A 20,592-nucleotide genomic window follows, 5' to 3' on the forward strand; every position below is an offset into this window, starting at 1 on the left:
GCTTGACCTATTCTTCGAAGCAAGCGACCCTTTCCGTCCCCAACAAATTCAAAAATATTCAGGGAAATGGAATGCAGTGGATCAAGGCCATCTTTATCGGACTGATATTGATCGGCCTGTCTGTTCTTGCTGTTTTCTTTATCTGGCTTGCCCCTGTTGGCGCGGCCTATAGCGCAAAGGTCATGTGTTCCGCCATTTTCGTTAATGGCCTGACATCCACGCGCGCCCGTGAAATCGATGTTCTTGCCGACAATAACCCGCTGTTGTCGCTGATTACGACGAACGTCGATCTGCGAAACCAAGCCGTCAGCGCGCACGCCTTTGGTTTTCGCAAGCGATTTGCAATCTACCGCCCAAATCTTGGCTGCACATTGGCCGACAGTCCGGAACATATCGCACAGTTGCGCAACTCAACCCCGGTCATGACCCCGGTTGAACCGCGCCCGCTTTTGACCACGTCACTTCCGGCCGATGTCGACCGCCGGGCGCTGAACAGCATTCTGTTTGATGCCATGGATGAGCCGGGATTACGCCCCGAACGCCGTACGCGCGCTGTCGTCATCCTGCATGACGGCAAAGTTGTCGCCGAACGCTATGCCGCGGGCATCACAGCCCAAACACCCCTGCCGGGCTGGTCCATGACCAAAAGTGTTTTCAACGCCATCCTTGGTCGGATGCGGTTTGAAGGCATGATTTCCGATCTGCAGGAACCTGTTTTGATCAATGAATGGCAGGCAGAGCCCGGCGATCCACGCGCAACCATCAACTATGATGAATTGCTTCGCATGCGAAGCGGGCTTGAGTTTGACGAAAGTTATGCCAACCCGCTATCTGATGTCGTGCAAATGCTGTTTATCGAGCCCGCCGCAGCCGGATTTGCCGTTTCCAAACCCCTTGAAAATACGCCAGGCAGTGAATTTTCCTATAATTCCGGGGCAAGCAACATCCTTTCGGCTGCGATCCGCAACCTTAGCGGTTCGCGTTCGACCTATCTGAGCCGCCCGACAGAACTTCTGTTCCGCCCCCTTGGCATGAGCAGTGCTGTGATCGAAACAGACCCGGACGGCTATTTTGTCGCTTCAAGCTTCATGCATGCGTCTGCGCGCGACTGGGCCAAGATCGGCCAACTGTTCCTGCAAGACGGGGTATGGAATGGGGAGCGCCTCTTGCCCGAAGGCTGGGTCGGATATTCCACCAGCCCCGCCGCAGAAGACCCGAACGGCCTTTACGGTGCCCATTGGTGGATTGATCTGCCCGGCAGCCGGAACGAGGATGGCAGCCCGCGTACTGACGTGCCGCCCCTGCCCGACGACGCCTTTTTCGCACTTGGTCATGACGGTCAATCGCTTACGGTCATTCCGTCACGAGATGTTGTTGTTGTCCGTTTCGGGGTGACACGCAATCGCGATGCCTTTGATCTGCGAAAATTCATCGCTGATCTGAGTGCTGTTTTCCCGGAGAAGTCAGATCGCCAAGCCAGCCCGGCAGAAAGCTCTGGGAACACGACCGCCGAAGTGAATGGCGGCTAGCCCGGACCTATTGGCTGATCAGAAAAAGCCCACCAGATAGCCGACAACGGCCCCCAAACCGACAACGGCCCAAACTGGGACAATCCGCCATTGCAATATGGCAAAGACCAGAATCACGCAGCCGATATCAAAGATGTCCAGATTTGCCCCGGTCCAGATCGGGTCATACAAAACAGCGGCAAGCAACCCGACAACCGCCGCATTCACCCCCATCAATCCGGCCCGCATAGACGGGATATGGCGCACCCGGTCCCAGAATGGCAAAAGCCCGACCACCAATAACCACGCGGGTAAAAAGATCGCTACCAGCGTCACCAACGCTGTCAGCGCACTGACAACAATCCCGCTGCCACCTGCGCCCGTATGCAGGGCTGCGCCCAAATAGGCCGCAAACGTAAAGATGGGCCCGGGGACCGCCTGCGTTGCGCCGTAACCGGCAAGAAATGTCTCGGTGTCGATCCATCCCGGTGTCACAACGGCATTTTGCAGCAAGGGCAAAACCACATGCCCACCACCAAACACCAGTGCGCCACTGCGATAGAAACCGTCAATGACAGCGAACAGACCGGTCGGATCAAGCCTGGCAAGAACCGGCAAAACGACAAGCAGCGCAAAAAACGCCCCCAGGGCGACAATCGCGCCTGTGGCCGAACGTGGTGCAGAACCGCGATCAGCATCGTCCGCGACCTTGTTTTTCAAAAGCAACAAGCCCGCAACCATGCCACCAAGGATCACAGCGAACTGGGCCAGTACCGTATCGCTGGCAATCATGAGCCCGGCAGCCAGAACCGCAAGAATGGCGCGGGGAATATCGGGGCACAGGCTTCGTGCCATACCAAGAAGGGCATGAATAACCACCCCGACGGCAACAAGCTTAAGGCCGCGAATGACGCCATCGATACTGCCAAGATCAATTCCGACAAACGCCATACCAAGTGCCGCCAGAACAATTGCCGATGGCATTGTAAAACCAAGCCACGCGACCAATGATCCGCGTAGTCCACCCAGCGCCATGCCAATCCCCATGCCAACCTGCGAACTGGCCGGGCCCGGCACAAACTGGCACAGCGCAACCAGATCTGCATACCCGGCGTCACTAAGCCACTTGCGTCGCGCGACAAACTCTTCGCGGAAATAGCCGATATGCGCCACCGGCCCACCGAAACTGGTCAGGCCAAGTCGCAGAAAAATCAGAAAAATCTGCCAAAGACCCACGCCATCAGCTGGCATGGCCGGCGTGTGGTTCTTGTTCTGATCTTCTGCGGCATCACCCTTTGGTGTCATGTCTGGCATTTTGATATTCCTGCCCTAACCCCTGATTTTGCCTGACCATACGCAATCACCCGAAGCTGGCAAAGCCAAAACCGAAAGCCTGACCATTCGTAATATATCCATAACAAAACCCCGCCTGCGGCAGGACCACAGGCGGGGTTTTAAACGTAACACCAAGGTGTGTAAGCCGACTATCCTGTTAGCGGAAGGCTGGCTCGTCGAGTGAACGCAGTTTGCGGGAATGGAGCTGATTAACATCCTGACGAAGCGTATCAATCGTATCCAGACCAACCTGCAAGTGCTGACCAATGCGCTGGCGATAGAAATTATTGGCCATGCCCGGCAGCTTCAGTTCACCATGAACCGGTTTGTCCGATACGCATAACAGCGTGCCATACGGCACACGGAACCGGAAACCGTTGGCAGCAATGGTCGCACTTTCCATATCGACCGCAATGGCGCGTGACTGGTTCAGGCGCACAAACAATTCGCTGTAACGCAGTTCCCAGTTGCGGTTATCGGTGGTGGCCACCGTACCGGTGCGCATGCGCGCCTTCATTTCACGGCCTTTCAGTCCGGTGATTTTGGTCACCGAATTTGCCAGTGCCACTTGCACCTCGGCGATGGGCGGCACCGGAATCCAAAGCGGCAGGTCCGAATCAAGCACATGATCGTCACGAACATAACCATGGGCCAGAACATAATCACCCAGAAGCTGACTGCGCCGTAATCCGGCACAGTGCCCCAGCATCAACCAGCAATGCGGGCGCAGAACGGCGATATGGTCGGTTGCCGTTTTGGCGTTCGACGGGCCAACACCGATATTGACCAGTGTGACACCAAGACCGTCTTCGCGAACCAAGTGATAGGACGGCATCTGCGGAAGCTGTTTGACCGCTTCACCCGTTTCCACCCAGCCCTTCGGCGCGTTCTTGCGCACGCTGACTTTTGGCCCCGGTTCGACAAAGGCGACATAGGGGCTTTTCGGATCTTCGAGCTGCTCTTTGGCGAATTCGATGAATTCATCGACATAGCGCTGATAGTTGGTGAACAGAACGAACTTCTGGAAATGTTCCGGCGCAGTCGCCGTATAGTGGCGCAAACGTGCCAGCGAATAATCCACACGTTCGCCAGAAAACAGCGATAGCGGCTTGGACCCCGGTGCGGCATTCGCGCCATAATGAACACCGTTGGCGATGTCATCATCGGTACGCGCCAGATCCGGCATATCAAAAATCAGCTGCATCGGGCGGATGTCATTCGGTCCGATACTGTCCGTTGCGGTTTCAACCAGAAACGGCAAAGGGATCGGACGGTCCGAGACACCGACCACGACAGGAACGTCGTGGTTTTTCAGCAGAAGTTCGATCTGTTCACGGTAATATTCTTCAAACAGGTCAGGACGCGTCAGCGTCGTGCCATAAACCCCCGGATCGCGTGGCGCACCAAATGACAGGGTGCTTTCGACATGCAGTTTTTCCGGTGGCACTTCGATGCCAAGATACGGGTAATAGGCACGTACCGGGGAAGATTGCTGGCCTTGACCGAAACGGTTAAAGGCCTCCTGGACGGCGTTGGCACCGGTCGCATAAATGTCCTTGATGCGCGCAAGTGCCCTGTCGGCGTCGGTAAATTCAAACAGATCGCGTACCGATCCGTGTACTTCAGAAACCATATTGGATGCTCCTTTTTGTTATTGTTGTTTGGGTTCTTCTATCAGATCCGGATGCGCAAAATCGCGCCCGATCAATGACAAAAGCCCTTGGAGCGAGAGATTTATCACCGCTCGCCCGCCTTCTGACAACCGAAAACTTTGCCAACCTTTTCAATCCAGACGACAAAACGTCCGTTCTGCGGCAATCGCCATGATGCAAAAAATCATCTTTCCCGGCATTTACAAAAGGTTATGCAATATATGTCGGGTTTATTTTCAAGAATTCCAAATGACAGTTTTGATTCGATCATCATAACCGATTGCTGCCGCCCTGTTGGCGTGTCAGCCCTTTTCAGGTGCCCCTTGCGAAATCGGCAAAAAAAATGCCGAAACCGGGGGACGGTTTCGGCAATTTCAGGGAAGGGCCTTAGACGTTGAGGGAAAAGACGATCAACCCTGATATGGATTATTTATATGACCATTGGTCAGTTGAGTCAATTCCATTAAACGCATGGCAGATATCCTGATCACGCACTCAGACCATTATACCAGCCTGAGTCGCAATATTCTGCAGTTTTTCAAGCCGCCTACGCACGGAATCATCAACTGTCCCTTGGTCATCAATGTCGACTTCACTGAGTTTACGGACAATCTTGGCTGCGCGTGGGTCACTTTCGACCAGACTTTCGATATCCTGTTTTTCTTCGTCGTCTTCAAGCGTCCCGCGTACATAGCCAAGAATGTGATCTTTGCCATATATCGCAAGAACCGGGCTCATATCATGCTGCCTCCGCGACATAACGTGATGCATGTTCACGTGCTTCGATTCGACCCACCGATGCGCGCAGCTTGCGACGTGCGCGGCCAACACGTGATTTGACTGTGCCGATTTCGACCGACATCTGGTCGGCTGCATCCTGATAGGAAACATCATCGACTGCGGTCAGCATTATGGCCTCACGCTCCTGCTCGGGCAGGTCTTCAAGAACCCGGTCCGCGTCGCGCAACTGGAGACGGGCCATCTGGTTGCTGCCATGACCATAGACATCACCAAGATCATCCCAGTCGACCTGCGGGCCGCGTGTCTTTTCACGACGTTTTCCGGAAATGAAAGTGTTGAACAGAATTCTGTGCAACCAGGCCTTCAGGCTTGTGCCCTCTTCGAACTGGTCTTTTTTGCTGATGGCTTTCAACAGCGTGTCCTGGACCAGATCCTGCGCAAGATCGGTGCTGCCGGTCAGGCGGTACGCATGACGGCGCAGTGCAGGGACATGGTCTTCGATTTCGTTCATCACTTGTTCAGACATCACAACCTCCTTGTTCGGATGCACTGACCCTAACAAAGAAAAATAGAATTTAAAGTAAAATCGTATGTTTAACTTATGCAATACAATGAACACACATACTATACGCAACAACATCAATAGACTTACTTTACATACAGTAGTTATATTGATGATATTACCTTCATTACGTTCTATAATTACTTTACATTGCTTACATCACATATCGAACTGACCGATACTGAGCAAGATGGTTGTGTTATGGAGGAAACAGCGGTAACGTAACTTACTCCAAAATTTGTGAACGCATTGATTTTCAATGACTTCAGGCGGGAATCATAGCCGCCGAAACTGACAGGAAACCCTACGTGTCGACGTCAAAAAGAACAGAAAAGCTCCAAATCATGCTTGATGACGAGGAGCTTAAGGTCATTGATGACTGGCGCTTTGAACACCGGATGCCAACCCGCGCAGCTGCGATACGCGAACTTATTCGCCGCGGACTGGTCACTGACGACCTCGAAGAACCAGATACCGAAGGCAAAAGCACAAGCGATTTCCGTATTGAATCGGAATAAATTGTGATCCCGCCACGTAAAAAAGGCCCGGCAAATTGCCGGGCCTTTTTGTGTTTCGGTACTTTTTGACGTCATTTCAGCCGGTATTACGCTTCAGATCGGGCTTTCGCCCTTCAAATATACGCGCGATTCCAGCACCAAACGCCAGAACAAGCATCCACAATCCGTAATATCGGATCGCACGTGAGGCCGTAATCGCAATCACGAACAGCCAGATCGGATAAGATGCGGCGCCTGCAGCCAAAGCTGCGATCTGCATCGGTGCCGGGGTAATGCTGATGGCAAAGACAATCCAGAAGCCGCCTTCCCTGAACTGGGCTTCAAGCTCGTCAAATTCCTGTTGCCCGCCAGCCATATCAATAAGGGGCTGGGCAAACTCGTCAAACAAAACCCACGCCAGCAAATAAAGCACCAGCGCGCCAAGCACACTGCCTGCCAATGTCACGGTTGCGACAATAAAGCCGCGCTTTCGCGATGCTGCCATGATCGGGGCGACGATGACTTCAATCGGGATCGGGATAATCGTTGTTTCAAGAAACGATGCCACGGAAATACCGCCAAGACCCTTTCTTCCCTCTGCAAGCCTTGCGAGGCGGCTTTTTGCATAGCCTGCCATTGCTTTGATCTGTTGCCCGGGTCGTTTTCTCTCATTCGACATCGTTGGTTTTGTTCCTTTTTGCGCCATGTTGCCCAAAGTCCTGCCCAAACAAGAGCAGCCCGCCCCAAATCGGGCGGGCTGCGGTCCCCGGACGTCAGGCGCCGAGTTCAGGTTGTGACGTCTTATTCAGCGGTCTGATTGCCCGAGATGGCCTTCTGCGCGCCTTCAAGCGCACTAACCGTATTGGCCTTTACATCTTCCCAGGTGTCCGCAGATGCATCTTTGGCATCTTCAAGAGCATTGCTCAACTCGTCGCTTGCGCTATCCCAAGCTTCTGCCAGTTCTTCAACCGCTTCCTCACTGTCTTTTTCGACCTCTGCGGAAACGTCGTTATACTGTTCGCCGAGCTGCTCGGACTTGTTATCGACCCAGGTAAGAAAATCTTCTTTCTGTTCGAACGTGAAGTCCTTGGCTTCTTCATACTGGGCAGCAATTTCATTGCCCAGCTTGTTGACATCGGACTCCACGGCATCGTCGGTTGCCATCGTGTTTGATGCGTCGGATTCTGCATAGGCCGGGGCAACTACCGAAACAGACATAAGTACTGTACCGACCATCAACATATTCTTGCTCAACATCACAACCTCCTTGTTTAACAATAACAGCACAATTACTTGCGCGCTGCTTACCCTCCACAACGGATGGAGCGAAAGGATGTTCCGATTGTGTTGATTTTATTTCATGGAACCTTTCGCCGAAATCGACGTTTCAACTGCAAGCGCCCAACAACGAACCGGGGTACAGCGCAGTGTTGATGCGCAATCCGATTTAACGGGCGCGCGATAAACAAAAGGAGTCTTAGTTATGGCACATAGCAGTATGCAGACCGTTGCGAAGGAATTCCCCGTCGAAACTGGCGTGGATCGCAAGGATCGTCACGAACTGGCGAAAATGCTGACGCAGATCGTCGGATCGTCGCATGTACTGTATGCCAAAATTCGTGGCGTTCACTGGAACGTCGTGGGCCCGGCCTTCTATTCGCTCCACAAGATGACCGAGGAGCAATATGAAGACCTCAATACAGCGATTGACGATATGGCAGAGCGCATTCGTGCAATCGGCTTTTCCGCCCCGACCGGTCTGAGCGCAATGATGGAGAATTCAGCAATCAAGGATCAGACCAAACTTCTTTCGACCGATGACATGGTCAAGGAACTGGTCGAGGATCACGAAAAAATGGCCCGACTGATCCGCGATGGTGTCGCAGCGGCCGAAGACGTTGATGACGTCAAGACCGCCGATATGCTGACCGAGCGGATCGGGGTGCACGAAGAAGCAGCCTGGATGCTGCGTGCAACGATCTCCTGATCGTAGCGAAACGATGTGATACGATATAGACTGGTGCCTTCGGGCACCGGTCGTTTTTTTTGTCCAAAAACAATGTTGCAACACCATGAAAAGCTCTGATCTGACTGGCAAGGTTCACCTACTGCTGTCGAAGGCAAAACTGCCCGAAGACTGGCGCGAAAATGGTGCGCAGCCGCTCCGCGATGTGTTCGATGATGCCGGTTACCAGACAGAGCTGACCCTTTGCGACGGTCCCGAGGCTATCAACAAACAAATCAACTTCTCCTGCCAGCCGGGGGATATCGTTGCGGTTGGCGGCGGTGACGGAACCATTAATGCGGTTCTTGATACGATCATTGCCAACAAGGTGGTGCTGATCCCCGTCCCGCTTGGCACCGCAAATGATTTTGCCCGCACCCTGACCCTGCCAGATGACTTGATTGATGCTGCCCGTGCATCCATTCATGGACAAATCCGGATGCTTGATATCGGCAGCGTGAACAACAAAAGCTTTGTGAATGCTGCCAGCATTGGTGTACCCGCCGATGCCCGCAAGCGCATCAATCCCGACCTGAAACGCACATTGGGCGCCATCAGCTATGCGGTTGCCAACTGGCAAAGCTGGCATGAAATGGAACCGCTCGATTTGACCATCACGTGTGGCGACGAAGCACCGCAGAATATGAAACTGCGCCAGATTACCATCACCAATGGCCGTTACTTCGGGGGCGGCTTACGACCAAGTGAAACCAAAAGTCCCGAAGACGGATATCTGCATATGTTCGCCATTCGCGACAGTGTCGACACACTGAGCGGCCTTGATGTCGCGGCCGAGCTGTTGTTTGGCTCTGTTGATGACAGCAGCTATGCCACCACCATGCAATGCGCCACCATCAAGGTAGAAGGCGCAGACGGCGCGCCTGTTCTGGCCGATGGTGAAATCATTGCCGAACTGCCCGCCAGCTTCACCATTCGCGCCAGCGTACTGCCGGTTTTCGCGCCAAACAGCTTTGTCGATCAAATCGAAGACACCCCCGCGCTGGAAAACAAATCCCTGCCGCAGCAAAATGAAATCAATGACGTCATGCGCGATACCGTCGATTTTGCCTTGCGCCTGGAGGCCATCTATCCGGTGGCACAAAACAGCGATCTGAAGGCACTTTGTCATGATAGTGCAGGCAAATTCCGCGACATCGCGCGGCAACTCGAACTGGGATTGCGCCCCTATGGTATCAATCCGGCGTCGCCCGACCCGGACCTTCAGAATCTTGAGGAGCTCCGCGACAAGGTCATGGGCTGGTTGCTGGGCAATGCCGACAGCCGTCTGTCAAACGGCCTGAAAGCACGTGCGGAACTGCTTATGCGCGAAACTGCAGCAATATCAATCGCCGACCAGCCAACCGATGTCGCAAAGGCGCTTGATACCCTGGCAAGCGAAGTCGACAGTTTCACCGGCAATCTCGGCGACATCATCAAAAGCCTGTAAAACGAAAAAAGACCGCCAGATGGCGGTCTTTCATTTTGCATCCTTGCAAGCGACCCTGATCAGTCTTCAAGCCCGGCAAGACTTCTGGCAAAGGATTTGGCCTCGAACGGGCGCAGGTCTTCGGCAGTCTCACCCACACCAATCGCATGGACAGGTTTGCCGAACTTCTCGGCAAGGGCGACCACAACACCGCCCTTTGCCGTACCATCAAGCTTGGTTACGATCAGGCCTGATACATTGGTCGCCTCGCCAAAGGTTTCGACCTGTGAATGGGCGTTCTGACCAGTTGTCGCATCGAGCACCAGAAGCGTGTCATGCGGCGCACTCTCGTCGCGTTTTTTGATCACGCGGACGATCTTTTTAAGTTCGTCCATCAGGTGTGCCTTGTTCTGCAGACGACCGGCCGTATCAATCAGCAAAAGGTCATATCCTTCGCGCTGGGCCTGTTCGATCGCATCAAAGGCAAGGCCTGCGGCATCGGCACCCGTGTCACGCGCAATCACCGGACAGTCGGTGCGTTCGCCCCAGACTTTAAGCTGCTCGACCGCAGCCGCACGGAACGTATCGCCCGCGGCCATCATGACCTTGAGACCCTGATCCTTGTATGTCTTGGCAAGCTTGCCGATGGTCGTGGTTTTGCCCGATCCGTTAACACCAACCACCAGCACCACATGTGGTTTCTTGTTGGCATCAATCACCAGCGGCTGTGCCACCGGCTCAAGGATTTTGGCAACTTCTTCGGCAATGAATTCCTGAATTTCGGCGGAATCGACTTCCTTGTCAAACCGGGTCTTGGACAGTTCCGCGCTCAGTTTCGCGGCGGTCGTCACGCCAAGGTCGGAAGTAATCAGAAGGTCTTCGAATTCTTCGAGCGCATCATCATCAAGACGGCGCTTCGTGAAGATATCCGTAATCCCGGTAGTCAGCTTCGAGGAGGACCGCTTCAACCCGTCTTTCAGGCGGCTAAACCAGCTTTTCTTCCCCTCTTCACTCATTCCGCAAGCTCCGCAATCAATTTTCCATTTTCAAGGCCGGTGACCTTGGCCTTTGCTATCGTGCCCGCTTCTATCACGCGATCAAGCAGAACGGGAGCAAAATGCTCCGTATGGCCGGTATTTTCCTTTTCCACCAACACATTCTCCATCATGCCGATGCGCGATTGCAGGAACTTGTTCAGCTGCACCTCGCCCGCTTCGCGAAGCGCGCTTGCGCGTTCCTTGCGAAGATCCTTGGGCACCTGGGGCATCTTGGCCGCTGGTGTCCCCGGACGTGATGAATACGGGAAAACATGCAGGTAAATCAGACCGCATTCATCAACAAGACGCAGGGTATTTTCGGCCATTTCATCGGTTTCGGTCGGGAAACCGGCAATGATATCGGCGCCAAACGTCACATCCGGGCGCAGATCGCGGACCTTTTTGCAGAAATCGACAACGTCTTGGCGCAGATGGCGACGCTTCATGCGCTTAAGCACCATGTCATCGCCGGCCTGCAGGCTGATATGCATGTGCGGCATCAAACGTGGTTCGGTTTCGATCAGGCGAAACAGGTCTTCATCCACCTCGACCGGGTCAATCGATGAAATACGCAGACGCGGCAGCTCAGGCACCTGTGCCAGCAGGCGGCGCGACATCTGCCCCAGGGTCGGCTGCCCCGGCAGATCATGGCCGTAGGATGTAATATCAACCCCGGTCAGAACAACCTCGCCATAACCATTGGCGACCAGTTCACGGACCTGGGTGACGATTTCGCCCATTGGCACACTGCGCGAATTGCCACGGCCAAATGGGATGATGCAAAACGTGCAACGATGATCACACCCGTTCTGCACCTGCACAAAGGCGCGCGCACGCCCCTCGAAACCGGAAACAAGGTGGCTTGCCGTTTCGTCGACCGACATGATGTCATTGACGACAACACGTTCATGATCGGGCATGGCAAACGTTTCGGCCTTCATCTTGGCGTCGTTGCCAAAGATGCGATCAATTTCGCCCATATTGGCGAACTTGTCGGGATTGACCTGAACGGCACAGCCGGTGACAAAAATCTTGGCCTCGGGGTTTTCGCGCCGCAGGCGACGAATGCTTTGACGCGCCTGGCGTTCTGCTTCGGTCGTCACCGCACAGGTATTGATGATAATCGCATCATCAAGTCCCGCATTTTTGGCATGGTCGCGCATCACCTCTGACTCATAGGTGTTAAGGCGGCAACCAAATGTGACGACGCGCGGCTCTTTCATGGTCGGACTTCTGTCATCCAGTTCTGCTTGGAATTTTTCCACCTGCACAATCAAAACACTGGTGCAAGTGCGGAACGCCCGGCAAGGCTCAATGACCTTGCCGGGCGCTGGTTACATACGCTTTTGAACACTTCAATGCAAGCCCGGCACCTGTCATGGCACACATGCAGCAAGCGCGCAATTCAATGGCAACAATTCAAACCAGGGGTTGGATTGCGCCCGTTAGGCCGCGCAGTTCCGATTACGACCTTCTTTCTTCGCCCGATACAATGCCCGGTCGGCGCGGTCGATCAGTTTCGTGCTGCCTTCTTTGGAAACATATTCTGCCACACCGACAGATATGGTCATCTGACCAAATGAAATGCCCGACTGCTTTGCCTTGATTTCGCGTGCGGCGATACGTTTGCTCATATCGCTGGCCAGAACCATGGCATCAGCCAGAGGTGTCTGGGGCAGCAGAATGGCAAACTCGTCACCGCCATAGCGCGCCACAACGTCACGACCCTTGATATTGGCTTTAAGCATTGAGGCAATCAGAACCAGAATTTCATCGCCGATACGATGTCCGAACCGGTCATTGACCGCCTTGAATTGGTCAAGGTCGATAATCATCACACAGAACGGATCCGGCCGTTTCGATGAGTCGTGCTCTTCAATTGTCTGATTAAGCTGCTCTTCGAAATACATACGGTTTGAAACGCGCGTCAAACCGTCGGTATAGGATCGTTCGCGGGTTTCTTCCAGTTCGCGCTGGAGCCGTTCGACCTTGCCCAGATAACGATCAAGGCGCTGATGCAGGCCTTTGACCGTCCTTTGCATCTGGTCGGTCTGTTCGATCACCTCGCTCAGAACCGGGCTGACCTGCTCATGGTCCTTGAGTGTTTCAAGCGACCGTCCAAGCAACGCCCCGTAATCCTGCAATCCGCTGCGGGCTGTCGTCAGGCAATCATCGCTATTTTCAACGAGTTCCGAGAAATCTTCCATCCCGCGCTGCAGGAAGTCTGCAGCCTGGCGGTCAAAGATATAGCGATAATAAAGCTGAAGGAGCGTATCCTCGGCCAAATCGTCACCACTGGCCCTTACCGCATCGATGACCCGCAGAATCTCCGGGTTTTCTTCGGCAAAATAGACGAACCAGACATGGTACAATTCGGGCGTCGGGCGCAGGCCGCGTTCGCGCAGCGCCTTTAAGGTCTCATCAGCATAATCCCAATGGCGGGAAAGTTCTTTTTCCGCTGTGGTCACAACGGGTGCTCCGGCTCGTGTTTTCATCATCAAAGTCAATGTGTTATGCGTTTTGGACATAACGATTGGGCTCAAGATACCCTACCTTAACAGCCGGAACCAGCTATACGTCGAAATTAACTACCCGAAAGGGTCAGTCAGACTTCGACCTTTAGTTGCCCCTGATCATGGTGCCCGCACCGCGTTCGGTGAAGAGTTCCAGCAGAACAGCATGTGGCGCGCGTCCGTCCACAATGACTGCGGCCTCAACACCGTTTTCGACTGCATCCATGCAAGTCTCGGTTTTTGGGATCATGCCCCCCTGAATGGTGCCATCCGCGATCATGGCATTGATGTGGGCAGTGTCAGCATCGCGTACAAGGTTTTTGTCCTGATCAAGGATACCTTTTACATCGGTCAGCATGTAAAGACGGCTTGCACCAACGGCCTTCGCAATCGCACCGGCGGCCGTATCCGCATTGATATTATAGGTTTGCCCGTCCGCCCCAACGCCAATCGGCGAAATGACCGGAATGATGTCTGTATCAACAAAGCAATCAAGAACGTGCGGATTGATTTTTTCCGGCTCACCCACAAAACCCAGATCAAGAACTTTCTCGATATTGCTTTCGGGGTCGCGTTTGGTTCGCGTCAATTTACGTGCCGTGATCAGGTTGGCATCCTTGCCGCACAGACCGACACCAACACCGCCAGCGGCATTGATATTGGAAACGATTTCCTTGTTGATCTTGCCGGCCAGAACCATTTCAACAACATCGATGGTCTGCTGGTCGGTCACCCGCAAGCCGTCAATGAATTCCGACTGAATATTAAGCTGCTTGAGCATCTGGCCGATCTGCGGCCCACCGCCATGCACAACAATCGGGTTCATGCCGACCTGTTTAAGCAACACCATGTCCTGGGCGAACAGACGGGCAAGCTCCGGGTCCCCCATAGCATGGCCGCCATACTTGACGACAATTTTTTGCCCGTTAAAGCGTCGCATAAAGGGAAGAGCCTCGGACAGCACTTTGGCACGTGCCAGCATCCGGTATGCGCTGGCTTCCGATTGGTCTTCTTCAGAACGGATTTCTTCGTTCATGTCACTTCCCCATATTATCGCGCTATGCGGCTGCCGGTATCAAAGCAGGGTTGAAATCTCTGCTCGCAGTTCGGCAAGGCCGGTATTTTTCTCGCTTGAAGTCGCAAAAATCTGCGGCAGGGCAGCGGGGTGTTTGACCAGCCCGTCGACCACTTCCTTGATCCGCTTTTCAAGCTGACCTTTTTTTAGCTTGTCTGCCTTGGTCAGCACAACCTGATACGGCACAGCGGCCTCATCAAGCAGCTTCATCATATCAAGGTCAGCCTTTTTGAAGCCATGTCTGGAATCAATCAGAACAAACACACGGCGGAGCGTGACGCGCCCGCGCAGATACTGTTTGATCAACGCATGCCACGTATCGACGATATCCTTGGGGGCCTGGGCAAAGCCATAGCCCGGCAGATCCACGATATGGCACGCACCATCAAGATCGAAATAGTTCAGCTGTTGCGTACGACCGGGGGTGTTCGACGTCCGGGCGATATCCTTACGGCCGGTGATCGCATTGATCAGGCTGGACTTGCCCACGTTCGAACGGCCCGCAAAACAGATCTCTGTTTTGTCTTCAGGCGGAAGCTGTTCAAGCTGTGCTACGCCAAGAACGAAGTTAACCGGGCGGCTAAAAAGCTTCCGCCCGGCTTCGATCACTGAGTCTTCGTGCGTCGGAATGGCAGTTGCCGACGGCAGGTTTTCTTGTGTCATCATCTTTCCTTCCCCGATTGATCGGGGATGCTCCCCGAAGGGAAGTTCAACCCGTGAAGGGGTAGATGGGGATTAGATCCCCATCTTGTACATGATGTAGCGCTGCTGTGCGATGGACAGCAGGTTGTTCCATGCCCAGTAAATCACCAGACCAGCCGGGAAACTTGCCAGCATGAAGGTGAAGATGAATGGCAGGAACATCATGATCTTTGCCTGGGTCGGATCGGCCGGCGCCGGGTTCAGTTTCTGCTGCAGATACATGGTAAGACCCATGATCAACGGCCAGATACCGATCATCAGCATTTGCGGCGGATCCCACGGGATCAGACCAAACAGGTTGAACAGCGAAGTCGGATCCGGTGCCGACAAATCCTGAATCCAGCCAAAGAACGGCGCATGGCGCATTTCGATGCTGACGAACAGAACTTTATACAGCGCAAAGAAGACCGGGATCTGCACGATAATCGGCAAACAGCCAGAGGCCGGGTTGATCTTCTCTCGCTTGTAAAGCGCCATCATTTCCTGCTGCTGGCGCTGGCGATCATCCTTGAACTTCTCGCGCATCTCGGTGATCTGCGGCTGCAGCTTCTTCATCGCACTCATGGATTTGTACGACTTGTTGGCCAGCGGGAACATGATCGCCTTGATGATCACGGTAATGATCAGGATCGAGACGCCAAAGTTGCCAACCAGGTGATAGAGATACTGCAGGAACAGGAAGAACGGCTTGGTCAGGAAGTAGAACCAGCCAAAGTCGATCGCGAGATCGAAGTTGGTGATCCCGTAATCCTCGGCATAGGTATCAAGCAGTGCAACTTCCTTGGCACCGGCAAACAGGCGCGTTTCAGCAGCACCTTCGCTACCGGCCGCAATCGTGCGCGGGGCACCAAGGTAATCGGTCTGATACTTGTCGGCGTTTTCCGCTACATGGTGGCTAAAGCGGGTGGTCATTTCCTCGTCCGAAGACGGGGCAAGTGCGACCAGCCAGTACTTGTCGGTAATACCAAGCCAGCCACCAGTGGTTTTCTGTTCAACAGCACCATCATCGGCCAGATCGTCATAGTCGATCTCGGTGAGCGTACCGTCGATCACGCCAAGCGGACCTTCGTGCAGGATATAGAAGCCGGCGGTCTGCGGCTTGTTCTTGCGCGAAATCAGGCCATAGGGATACAGAACGACATCGCCGCCGGTATTGTTGACGACCGACTGGTTGACGGTGAACAGATAGTTCTCGTCAATCGCGATTTCACGTTTGAAGGTCAGGCCTTCACCATTGTCCCAGGTCAGGGTGACCGGGCTGTCTGGCGTCAGCAATTCTTTATCTGCGGTCCACTGGGTGTCGCTGCTTGGCAGCGCCATACCGTTTTTCGCACCGACCCAGCCGAACTCTGCAAAATAGGCGTCATTGCTGCCGGTCGGGTTCAGAACATGGATCAGCGGGCTGTCGTCTTCTTCGGTCTCGCGATAATCCTGAAGCTGGATATCGTCGATAACACCGCCGACGAGACGAATCGAACCTTCGACACGCGGGGTATCAATCTTGATCCGAGGCGATTCGGCCAGCGCGTCTTCACGCTTGACGGCCGGAACGGCGGGCTGGCCACCGGGTACGGCCGGGCCAGATACCTGTGGGGTGTTGGTGCCGTCCGCATTCAGCTGTTCGCGAACCTGCGCTTCACGAACCTGAGGATCAGGCTCCGGCGCAAAGAAGAATTGCCACCCGATAAGAATCACAACCGCCGATGCAATTGCTACCCACAGGTTACGTTGTTCGTTCATCGCCTCTTTCCGCTTTTTTCAGCCAGCGTGCGCCGACCGCATATTCTATTTACATGACGAAAGCGCCGGGGAACGGTTTTCACCATCCGACGACGCTTTGTTTTGTTCGCAGCCACATCCGGGCACGGGATCATAACCATGTCCACCCCATGGATGGCAACGCATTATCCGTTTAAATCCCATCCAGCCGCCTTTTAATGCACCATGACGGGCCAATGCTTCGAGCATGAAAGCCGAACAGGTCGGCTGATAACGGCACGACCACCCGATATAAGGCGATAAAAACAGCTGATAGCCGCGAACTGCGACTTGAAGAAGACGGGCAAAAAAACCGGGAGCACGCATAAAGGTCATTTTCCCGTGTCTCCTGCCTTCGTCGAACCGTCTGGCTTGCTGTTGGCGCGCCCCTTGCGGGGACGGCGGGCATCAGGCGCAGACGGCTTGGCGTCAGGAACCCGGCGCAGGGCAAAGCGCATATCTTCAATCAGCTTGTCAAACGGCCGATCAATAGTTTGCGCACGACCGATCACAACATAGTCCCACCCGGGCAATGCGTGTTCGCTCATCAATTGCTCTGCCACAGCACGCAAACGCCGCCGAACGCGATTGCGGACGACGGCCTTTCCCACCTTTTTGGTGACGGTAAACCCGACTCGTGCGAGTCGGTCTTCACCGGCGTATTCTGTGTCCGGTTTGATCCCCGGCCGCGGTGCGCCCTGCAGGATCAATCCCTGTGTAACCCATTTCCGGCGGGTGCCCGCAACGCGGAGAAACTCCGCCCGCTTTTTAAGGCGTTCCACCGAAACGGTCACAACATTAGGCCGACAGACGCTTGCGGCCCTTGGCGCGGCGTGCGGTCAGCACACGGCGGCCACCGACGGTCGCGCTGCGGGAACGGAAGCCGTGGCGGCGTTTCCGTACGAGTTTGCTTGGCTGGTAGGTGCGCTTCACTGCACTTACTCCGTTCTAAATAAGGTAATCCGATAAAATTCGAGGTCCGCTGTATAGGGCTTCACACCAAAGCTGTCAACTCGTGACAGGGCATTTACCCCCAGAAAACCGGCAATGCCGCCGGGATTTCGTCCCGACGGCATCCGAAATGTGAATTCGTCACCACTCGATACGTTCGACATTGGAAAATGTCAACTCGGAACCGTCGGAAAATACGATTGTTCCCGACGAATCGGTGCTCAGTTCAAGGGAGTGCCCCTTGCTTTTGGTAATCTCGCCCTCATCAAGGACAAGGGTCCAGTCGTTCGAGTCGATATTGCCGCCGCCGGAACCATGCAATTCGATGGTATCGGTGGTCCAGCCATTGGCACCGCCATCCACATGGTCGCTGCCATCGCCCATATTGAAGATGAACAGATCAGATCCGCCGCCGCCATACAGGCTGTCGTCCCCTATGCCGCCAATCAGCGTATCGTCGCCATCGCCACCCAACAGCATATCGTTGCCAGCACCGCCAATCAGCATGTCGTCGCCAGCACCCCCCAAGATGCTGTCATCGCCGGTACCACCATCCAGGCTGTCGTCATCACCACCGCCATCAAGATAGTCGTTACCCGCCCCGCCATAGAACGTATCTTCGCCCCAACCTGCGCTCAGGGTGTCATCACCGGCACCGCCATCAAATTCGTTGTCGCCCCCATCGGCGCTAAGGATGTCATTGCCATCCCCGCCATAGAAGGTGTCATCCCCCCAGGCACCGTGGATCGAATCATCGCCACCACCGCCCCAGACAGTGTTATGCCCGTCACCGGCGTCAATATTGTCATTACCGTCACCTGCGGAAATGGTGTCCTTGTCGCTGCCCGTCGTGATGGTGTCGTCGCCGCTGCCGGTATTGATGGTGTTGCGGCCCTCACCGCCCGTGACGGTGTTGTTGCCATCACCGGCATCAATCACGTCATCACTTGATCCGGTTATGACGGTGTCATCACCGGCACCTGAGGTGATGGTATTCTTGCCTTCACCGACATTGATATAGTTGTCGCCGTCGCCGGCACTGATGGTGTCATTGCCACTCCCGGCCAGAATGCTGTCATCCCCGGATCCGGTCGTGATGTCGTTACGGCCTTCCCCCGCACTGACATAGTTATCGCCATCACCGCCCAGAATGGTGTCATCACCACTTCCGGCATAGAGGCTGTCATTCCCCGCACCGGTTTCGATATAGTTTTGGCCTTCGCTGGCATAAACAATGTTGTCACCGGCACTCGACCTGATCGTGTCACGATCGCTGCCGCCCGTAATATAGTCATTGCCCGTGCCGCCATCGATGGTGTTGCGGCCTTCGCCCCCGTGCAGGGTATCGTTGCCACCACCGCCATAGATCGTATCGTTACCACCATCACCGGTGACGCTGTCATCGCCATCGCCGGCATAGACCACATCATCACCGTTGCCAGCCCAGATCGTATCGTTCCCGGCATTGGTGCTGATGGTGTCATCACCATCATTCCCGCCGACCGTATCGCTGCCGGATCCGGTTTCAATCACGCCATCCTCGTTCGGATCCCAGATGACTTCATCTTCGTCCTCAACGGGATCAAAGGTAACTTCAAGGATGGCTGTGGTGGTTGCAGTATCCTCCCCATCGCGTGACTGGACCGACACGGTCAGTTCGAACGTGCCAGCATAATCGCTGGCCGCCGAAATGGTCAGCCCCGACAATTGCGCAGATGTCAGGGTCCAGGTGCCGTCGCCATTGTTGGTGCCCGCCGACAAGCTTGCACCCTCTGGCACGCCACTGACGGTAACCGTCAGCGTTTCACTGCTGTCGGTAACGGCGGCGTCGATATCAAGTGCAACGCTATTGCCTTCCTCACCACTTGCGTCACTGACCTCAAGTGTTGGTGTATCGGCAACACCGGCAACATCCACCGTGATGGTTTCGCTGACACTTGCGGTGTCATCCCCATCGGTCGAAGTCACGGTCACATTCAGATCAAACGAACCGGAATAGTCATCGGCTGGCGTGATCGTCAGACCGTCAAGATCCTCCGCGCCAAGTGTCCACGTACCATCGCCGTTATCCGTCCCGGCAGACAGGGTCGCACCATCCGGCACACCACCAATCGTGACCGACAGAACTTCGGAACCGTCAGACAGGCCTGCATCAATATCCAGACTGATCGCCGTATCTTCATTTCCGGATGCGTCCGACACGTCAAGGCTCGGTGTATCGGCAACACCGGCAACATCCACCGTGATGGTTTCGCTGACACTTGCGGTGTCGTCCCCATCGGTTGAAGTCACAGTTACATTCAGATCAAACGAACCGGAATAGTCATCGGCTGGCGTGATCGTCAGACCGTCAAGGTCGTCCGCGCCAAGTGTCCATGTACCATCGCCATTGTTCGTCCCGGCAGACAGGGTCGCACCATCCGGCACACCACCAATCGTGACCGACAACACCTCGGACGCATCACTCAAAGCGGCATCAATGCTCAGCTCAATGGCACTTTCTTCACTCCCGGATGCATCTGCCACATCCAGTGTCGGTAAATCAGCATCTCCGATGACATTGACCATTACGGTGTCGGTCACACTGGCAATATCAACCCCATCTTGGGTACTTGCCGTGATCTCCAGATCAAAACTACCGCTATAGTCCTCCGGCGGAACGATGGCGAGCCCGTCCAAATCATCGGATGTAAGCGACCACGTACCGTCACCATTATCGGTACCAGCAGATAGCGTTGCACCATCCGGCACACCACTTATCGTGACTGTGAGAGTTTCAGAGCTGTCCGTCAGACCTGCATCAATGTCGAGGGCAATAGCACTGTCTTCG

19 protein-coding genes and 1 pseudogene are annotated in these 20,592 nt (G+C 54.6%); 4 read left to right on the plus strand and 16 right to left on the minus strand.

Annotated elements, in window-relative coordinates; translation table 11 throughout:
* The first annotated feature begins 71 nt into the window (after positions 1-71).
* Complete coding sequence (locus tag AUQ43_RS02070; RefSeq protein ID WP_062953992.1) at positions 72-1,529, plus strand: serine hydrolase; 1,458 nt, start codon at positions 72-74, stop codon at positions 1,527-1,529.
* Positions 1,530-1,547: 18 nt separating this feature from the next.
* On the opposite strand, the gene chrA is transcribed toward AUQ43_RS02070, so the two are convergent.
* From chrA to AUQ43_RS02095, 4 genes are all read right to left on the minus strand, one after another.
* On the minus strand, positions 1,548-2,759 hold the full coding sequence (gene chrA, locus AUQ43_RS02075; protein ID WP_062953993.1) for a chromate efflux transporter: 1,212 nt from the start codon (positions 2,757-2,759) through the stop codon (positions 1,548-1,550).
* Positions 2,760-3,000: 241 nt separating this feature from the next.
* Entirely contained in the window at positions 3,001-4,476 is a 1,476-nt protein-coding gene (locus AUQ43_RS02080) for an AMP nucleosidase (protein WP_062953977.1), read from the minus strand.
* Between the two features lie 514 nt (positions 4,477-4,990).
* Positions 4,991-5,233: a hypothetical protein gene (locus tag AUQ43_RS02090; protein WP_062953979.1), complete on the minus strand. Its 243-nt coding sequence runs from the start codon at positions 5,231-5,233 to the stop codon at positions 4,991-4,993.
* Between the two features lies 1 nt (position 5,234).
* Positions 5,235-5,762: an RNA polymerase sigma factor gene (locus tag AUQ43_RS02095; protein WP_062953994.1), complete on the minus strand. Its 528-nt coding sequence runs from the start codon at positions 5,760-5,762 to the stop codon at positions 5,235-5,237.
* 344 nt (positions 5,763-6,106) lie between these two features.
* Here AUQ43_RS02095 and AUQ43_RS20200 point away from each other — a divergent pair, with 344 nt between their 5' ends.
* Entirely contained in the window at positions 6,107-6,316 is a 210-nt protein-coding gene (locus tag AUQ43_RS20200; RefSeq protein WP_114129905.1) for a hypothetical protein, read from the plus strand.
* A 76-nt stretch (positions 6,317-6,392) separates the two neighbouring features.
* On the opposite strand, the gene AUQ43_RS02100 is transcribed toward AUQ43_RS20200, so the two are convergent.
* Positions 6,393-6,932, minus strand: coding sequence for a YqaA family protein (locus AUQ43_RS02100; RefSeq protein ID WP_232310557.1), 540 nt, complete (start codon positions 6,930-6,932; stop codon positions 6,393-6,395).
* A gap of 164 nt (positions 6,933-7,096) precedes the next feature.
* The gene (locus AUQ43_RS02105; RefSeq protein WP_062953981.1) at positions 7,097-7,552 is read right to left on the minus strand and encodes a hypothetical protein; all 456 of its coding nucleotides are present in this window, start codon (positions 7,550-7,552) and stop codon (positions 7,097-7,099) included.
* Positions 7,553-7,778: 226 nt separating this feature from the next.
* On the opposite strand from AUQ43_RS02105, the gene AUQ43_RS02110 reads away from it, so the two are divergent.
* Both AUQ43_RS02110 and AUQ43_RS02115 read left to right on the plus strand, forming a co-directional pair.
* The gene (locus tag AUQ43_RS02110; RefSeq protein WP_062953982.1) at positions 7,779-8,282 is read left to right on the plus strand and encodes a Dps family protein; all 504 of its coding nucleotides are present in this window, start codon (positions 7,779-7,781) and stop codon (positions 8,280-8,282) included.
* 85 nt (positions 8,283-8,367) lie between these two features.
* Positions 8,368-9,747: a diacylglycerol kinase family protein gene (locus AUQ43_RS02115; RefSeq protein WP_062953983.1), complete on the plus strand. Its 1,380-nt coding sequence runs from the start codon at positions 8,368-8,370 to the stop codon at positions 9,745-9,747.
* A 59-nt stretch (positions 9,748-9,806) separates the two neighbouring features.
* Here AUQ43_RS02115 and ftsY read toward each other — a convergent pair whose 3' ends face one another.
* The 10 genes and pseudogenes from ftsY to AUQ43_RS02165 all read right to left on the minus strand — a co-directional run.
* Positions 9,807-10,742 carry a signal recognition particle-docking protein FtsY gene (gene ftsY, locus AUQ43_RS02120; protein ID WP_062953984.1) on the minus strand — a complete coding sequence of 312 codons (936 nt, stop codon included), beginning with the start codon at positions 10,740-10,742 and terminating at the stop codon, positions 9,807-9,809.
* Complete coding sequence (mtaB, locus tag AUQ43_RS02125; RefSeq protein WP_062953995.1) at positions 10,739-11,986, minus strand: tRNA (N(6)-L-threonylcarbamoyladenosine(37)-C(2))-methylthiotransferase MtaB; 1,248 nt, start codon at positions 11,984-11,986, stop codon at positions 10,739-10,741. Before mtaB ends, ftsY begins: the two co-directional genes overlap by 4 nt.
* 222 nt (positions 11,987-12,208) lie before the next feature.
* The gene (locus tag AUQ43_RS02130; RefSeq protein ID WP_062953996.1) at positions 12,209-13,231 is read right to left on the minus strand and encodes a GGDEF domain-containing protein; all 1,023 of its coding nucleotides are present in this window, start codon (positions 13,229-13,231) and stop codon (positions 12,209-12,211) included.
* Positions 13,232-13,382: 151 nt separating this feature from the next.
* A complete protein-coding gene (argB, locus tag AUQ43_RS02135) occupies positions 13,383-14,312 on the minus strand; it encodes an acetylglutamate kinase (RefSeq protein WP_084271959.1) in 930 nt (309 codons plus the stop codon).
* A 39-nt stretch (positions 14,313-14,351) separates the two neighbouring features.
* A complete protein-coding gene (yihA, locus tag AUQ43_RS02140) occupies positions 14,352-15,014 on the minus strand; it encodes a ribosome biogenesis GTP-binding protein YihA/YsxC (RefSeq protein ID WP_062953998.1) in 663 nt (220 codons plus the stop codon).
* Positions 15,015-15,086: 72 nt separating this feature from the next.
* The gene (gene yidC / locus AUQ43_RS02145) at positions 15,087-16,793 is read right to left on the minus strand and encodes a membrane protein insertase YidC (RefSeq protein ID WP_062953985.1); all 1,707 of its coding nucleotides are present in this window, start codon (positions 16,791-16,793) and stop codon (positions 15,087-15,089) included.
* Positions 16,794-16,838: 45 nt separating this feature from the next.
* Positions 16,839-17,147, minus strand: coding sequence for a membrane protein insertion efficiency factor YidD (gene yidD / locus AUQ43_RS02150; protein ID WP_008891489.1), 309 nt, complete (start codon positions 17,145-17,147; stop codon positions 16,839-16,841).
* A complete protein-coding gene (gene rnpA, locus AUQ43_RS02155) occupies positions 17,144-17,605 on the minus strand; it encodes a ribonuclease P protein component (RefSeq protein WP_062953986.1) in 462 nt (153 codons plus the stop codon). Before rnpA ends, yidD begins: the two co-directional genes overlap by 4 nt.
* A 4-nt stretch (positions 17,606-17,609) precedes the next feature.
* Positions 17,610-17,744 (minus strand): 50S ribosomal protein L34, encoded by a 135-nt coding sequence (rpmH, locus tag AUQ43_RS02160; RefSeq protein ID WP_007091264.1) that lies wholly within the window; start codon positions 17,742-17,744, stop codon positions 17,610-17,612.
* A gap of 159 nt (positions 17,745-17,903) precedes the next feature.
* Positions 17,904-20,592, minus strand: a pseudogene (locus tag AUQ43_RS02165) (hypothetical protein); the annotation flags it as partial.

The organism is Thalassospira sp. MCCC 1A01148 (genome assembly GCF_001613795.1).
GTDB lineage: Bacteria > Pseudomonadota > Alphaproteobacteria > Rhodospirillales > Thalassospiraceae > Thalassospira.

Bases quoted from the DNA above. Each gene is read 5' to 3' on its own strand.
- AUQ43_RS02070 (WP_062953992.1), top strand. From the start codon at position 72: ATGCAGTGGATCAAGGCCATCTTTATCGGACTGATATTGATCGGCCTG.
- chrA (WP_062953993.1), bottom strand. From the start codon at position 2,759: ATGCCAGCTGATGGCGTGGGTCTTTGGCAGATTTTTCTGATTTTTCTG.
- AUQ43_RS02080 (WP_062953977.1), bottom strand. From the start codon at position 4,476: ATGGTTTCTGAAGTACACGGATCGGTACGCGATCTGTTTGAATTTACC.
- AUQ43_RS02090 (WP_062953979.1), bottom strand. From the start codon at position 5,233: ATGAGCCCGGTTCTTGCGATATATGGCAAAGATCACATTCTTGGCTAT.
- AUQ43_RS02095 (WP_062953994.1), bottom strand. From the start codon at position 5,762: ATGTCTGAACAAGTGATGAACGAAATCGAAGACCATGTCCCTGCACTG.
- AUQ43_RS02100 (WP_232310557.1), bottom strand. From the start codon at position 6,932: ATGGCAGGCTATGCAAAAAGCCGCCTCGCAAGGCTTGCAGAGGGAAGA.
- AUQ43_RS02105 (WP_062953981.1), bottom strand. From the start codon at position 7,552: ATGTTGAGCAAGAATATGTTGATGGTCGGTACAGTACTTATGTCTGTT.
- AUQ43_RS02110 (WP_062953982.1), top strand. From the start codon at position 7,779: ATGGCACATAGCAGTATGCAGACCGTTGCGAAGGAATTCCCCGTCGAA.
- AUQ43_RS02115 (WP_062953983.1), top strand. From the start codon at position 8,368: ATGAAAAGCTCTGATCTGACTGGCAAGGTTCACCTACTGCTGTCGAAG.
- ftsY (WP_062953984.1), bottom strand. From the start codon at position 10,742: ATGAGTGAAGAGGGGAAGAAAAGCTGGTTTAGCCGCCTGAAAGACGGG.
- mtaB (WP_062953995.1), bottom strand. From the start codon at position 11,986: ATGAAAGAGCCGCGCGTCGTCACATTTGGTTGCCGCCTTAACACCTAT.
- argB (WP_084271959.1), bottom strand. From the start codon at position 14,312: ATGAACGAAGAAATCCGTTCTGAAGAAGACCAATCGGAAGCCAGCGCA.
- yihA (WP_062953998.1), bottom strand. From the start codon at position 15,014: ATGACACAAGAAAACCTGCCGTCGGCAACTGCCATTCCGACGCACGAA.
- yidC (WP_062953985.1), bottom strand. From the start codon at position 16,793: ATGAACGAACAACGTAACCTGTGGGTAGCAATTGCATCGGCGGTTGTG.
- yidD (WP_008891489.1), bottom strand. From the start codon at position 17,147: ATGACCTTTATGCGTGCTCCCGGTTTTTTTGCCCGTCTTCTTCAAGTC.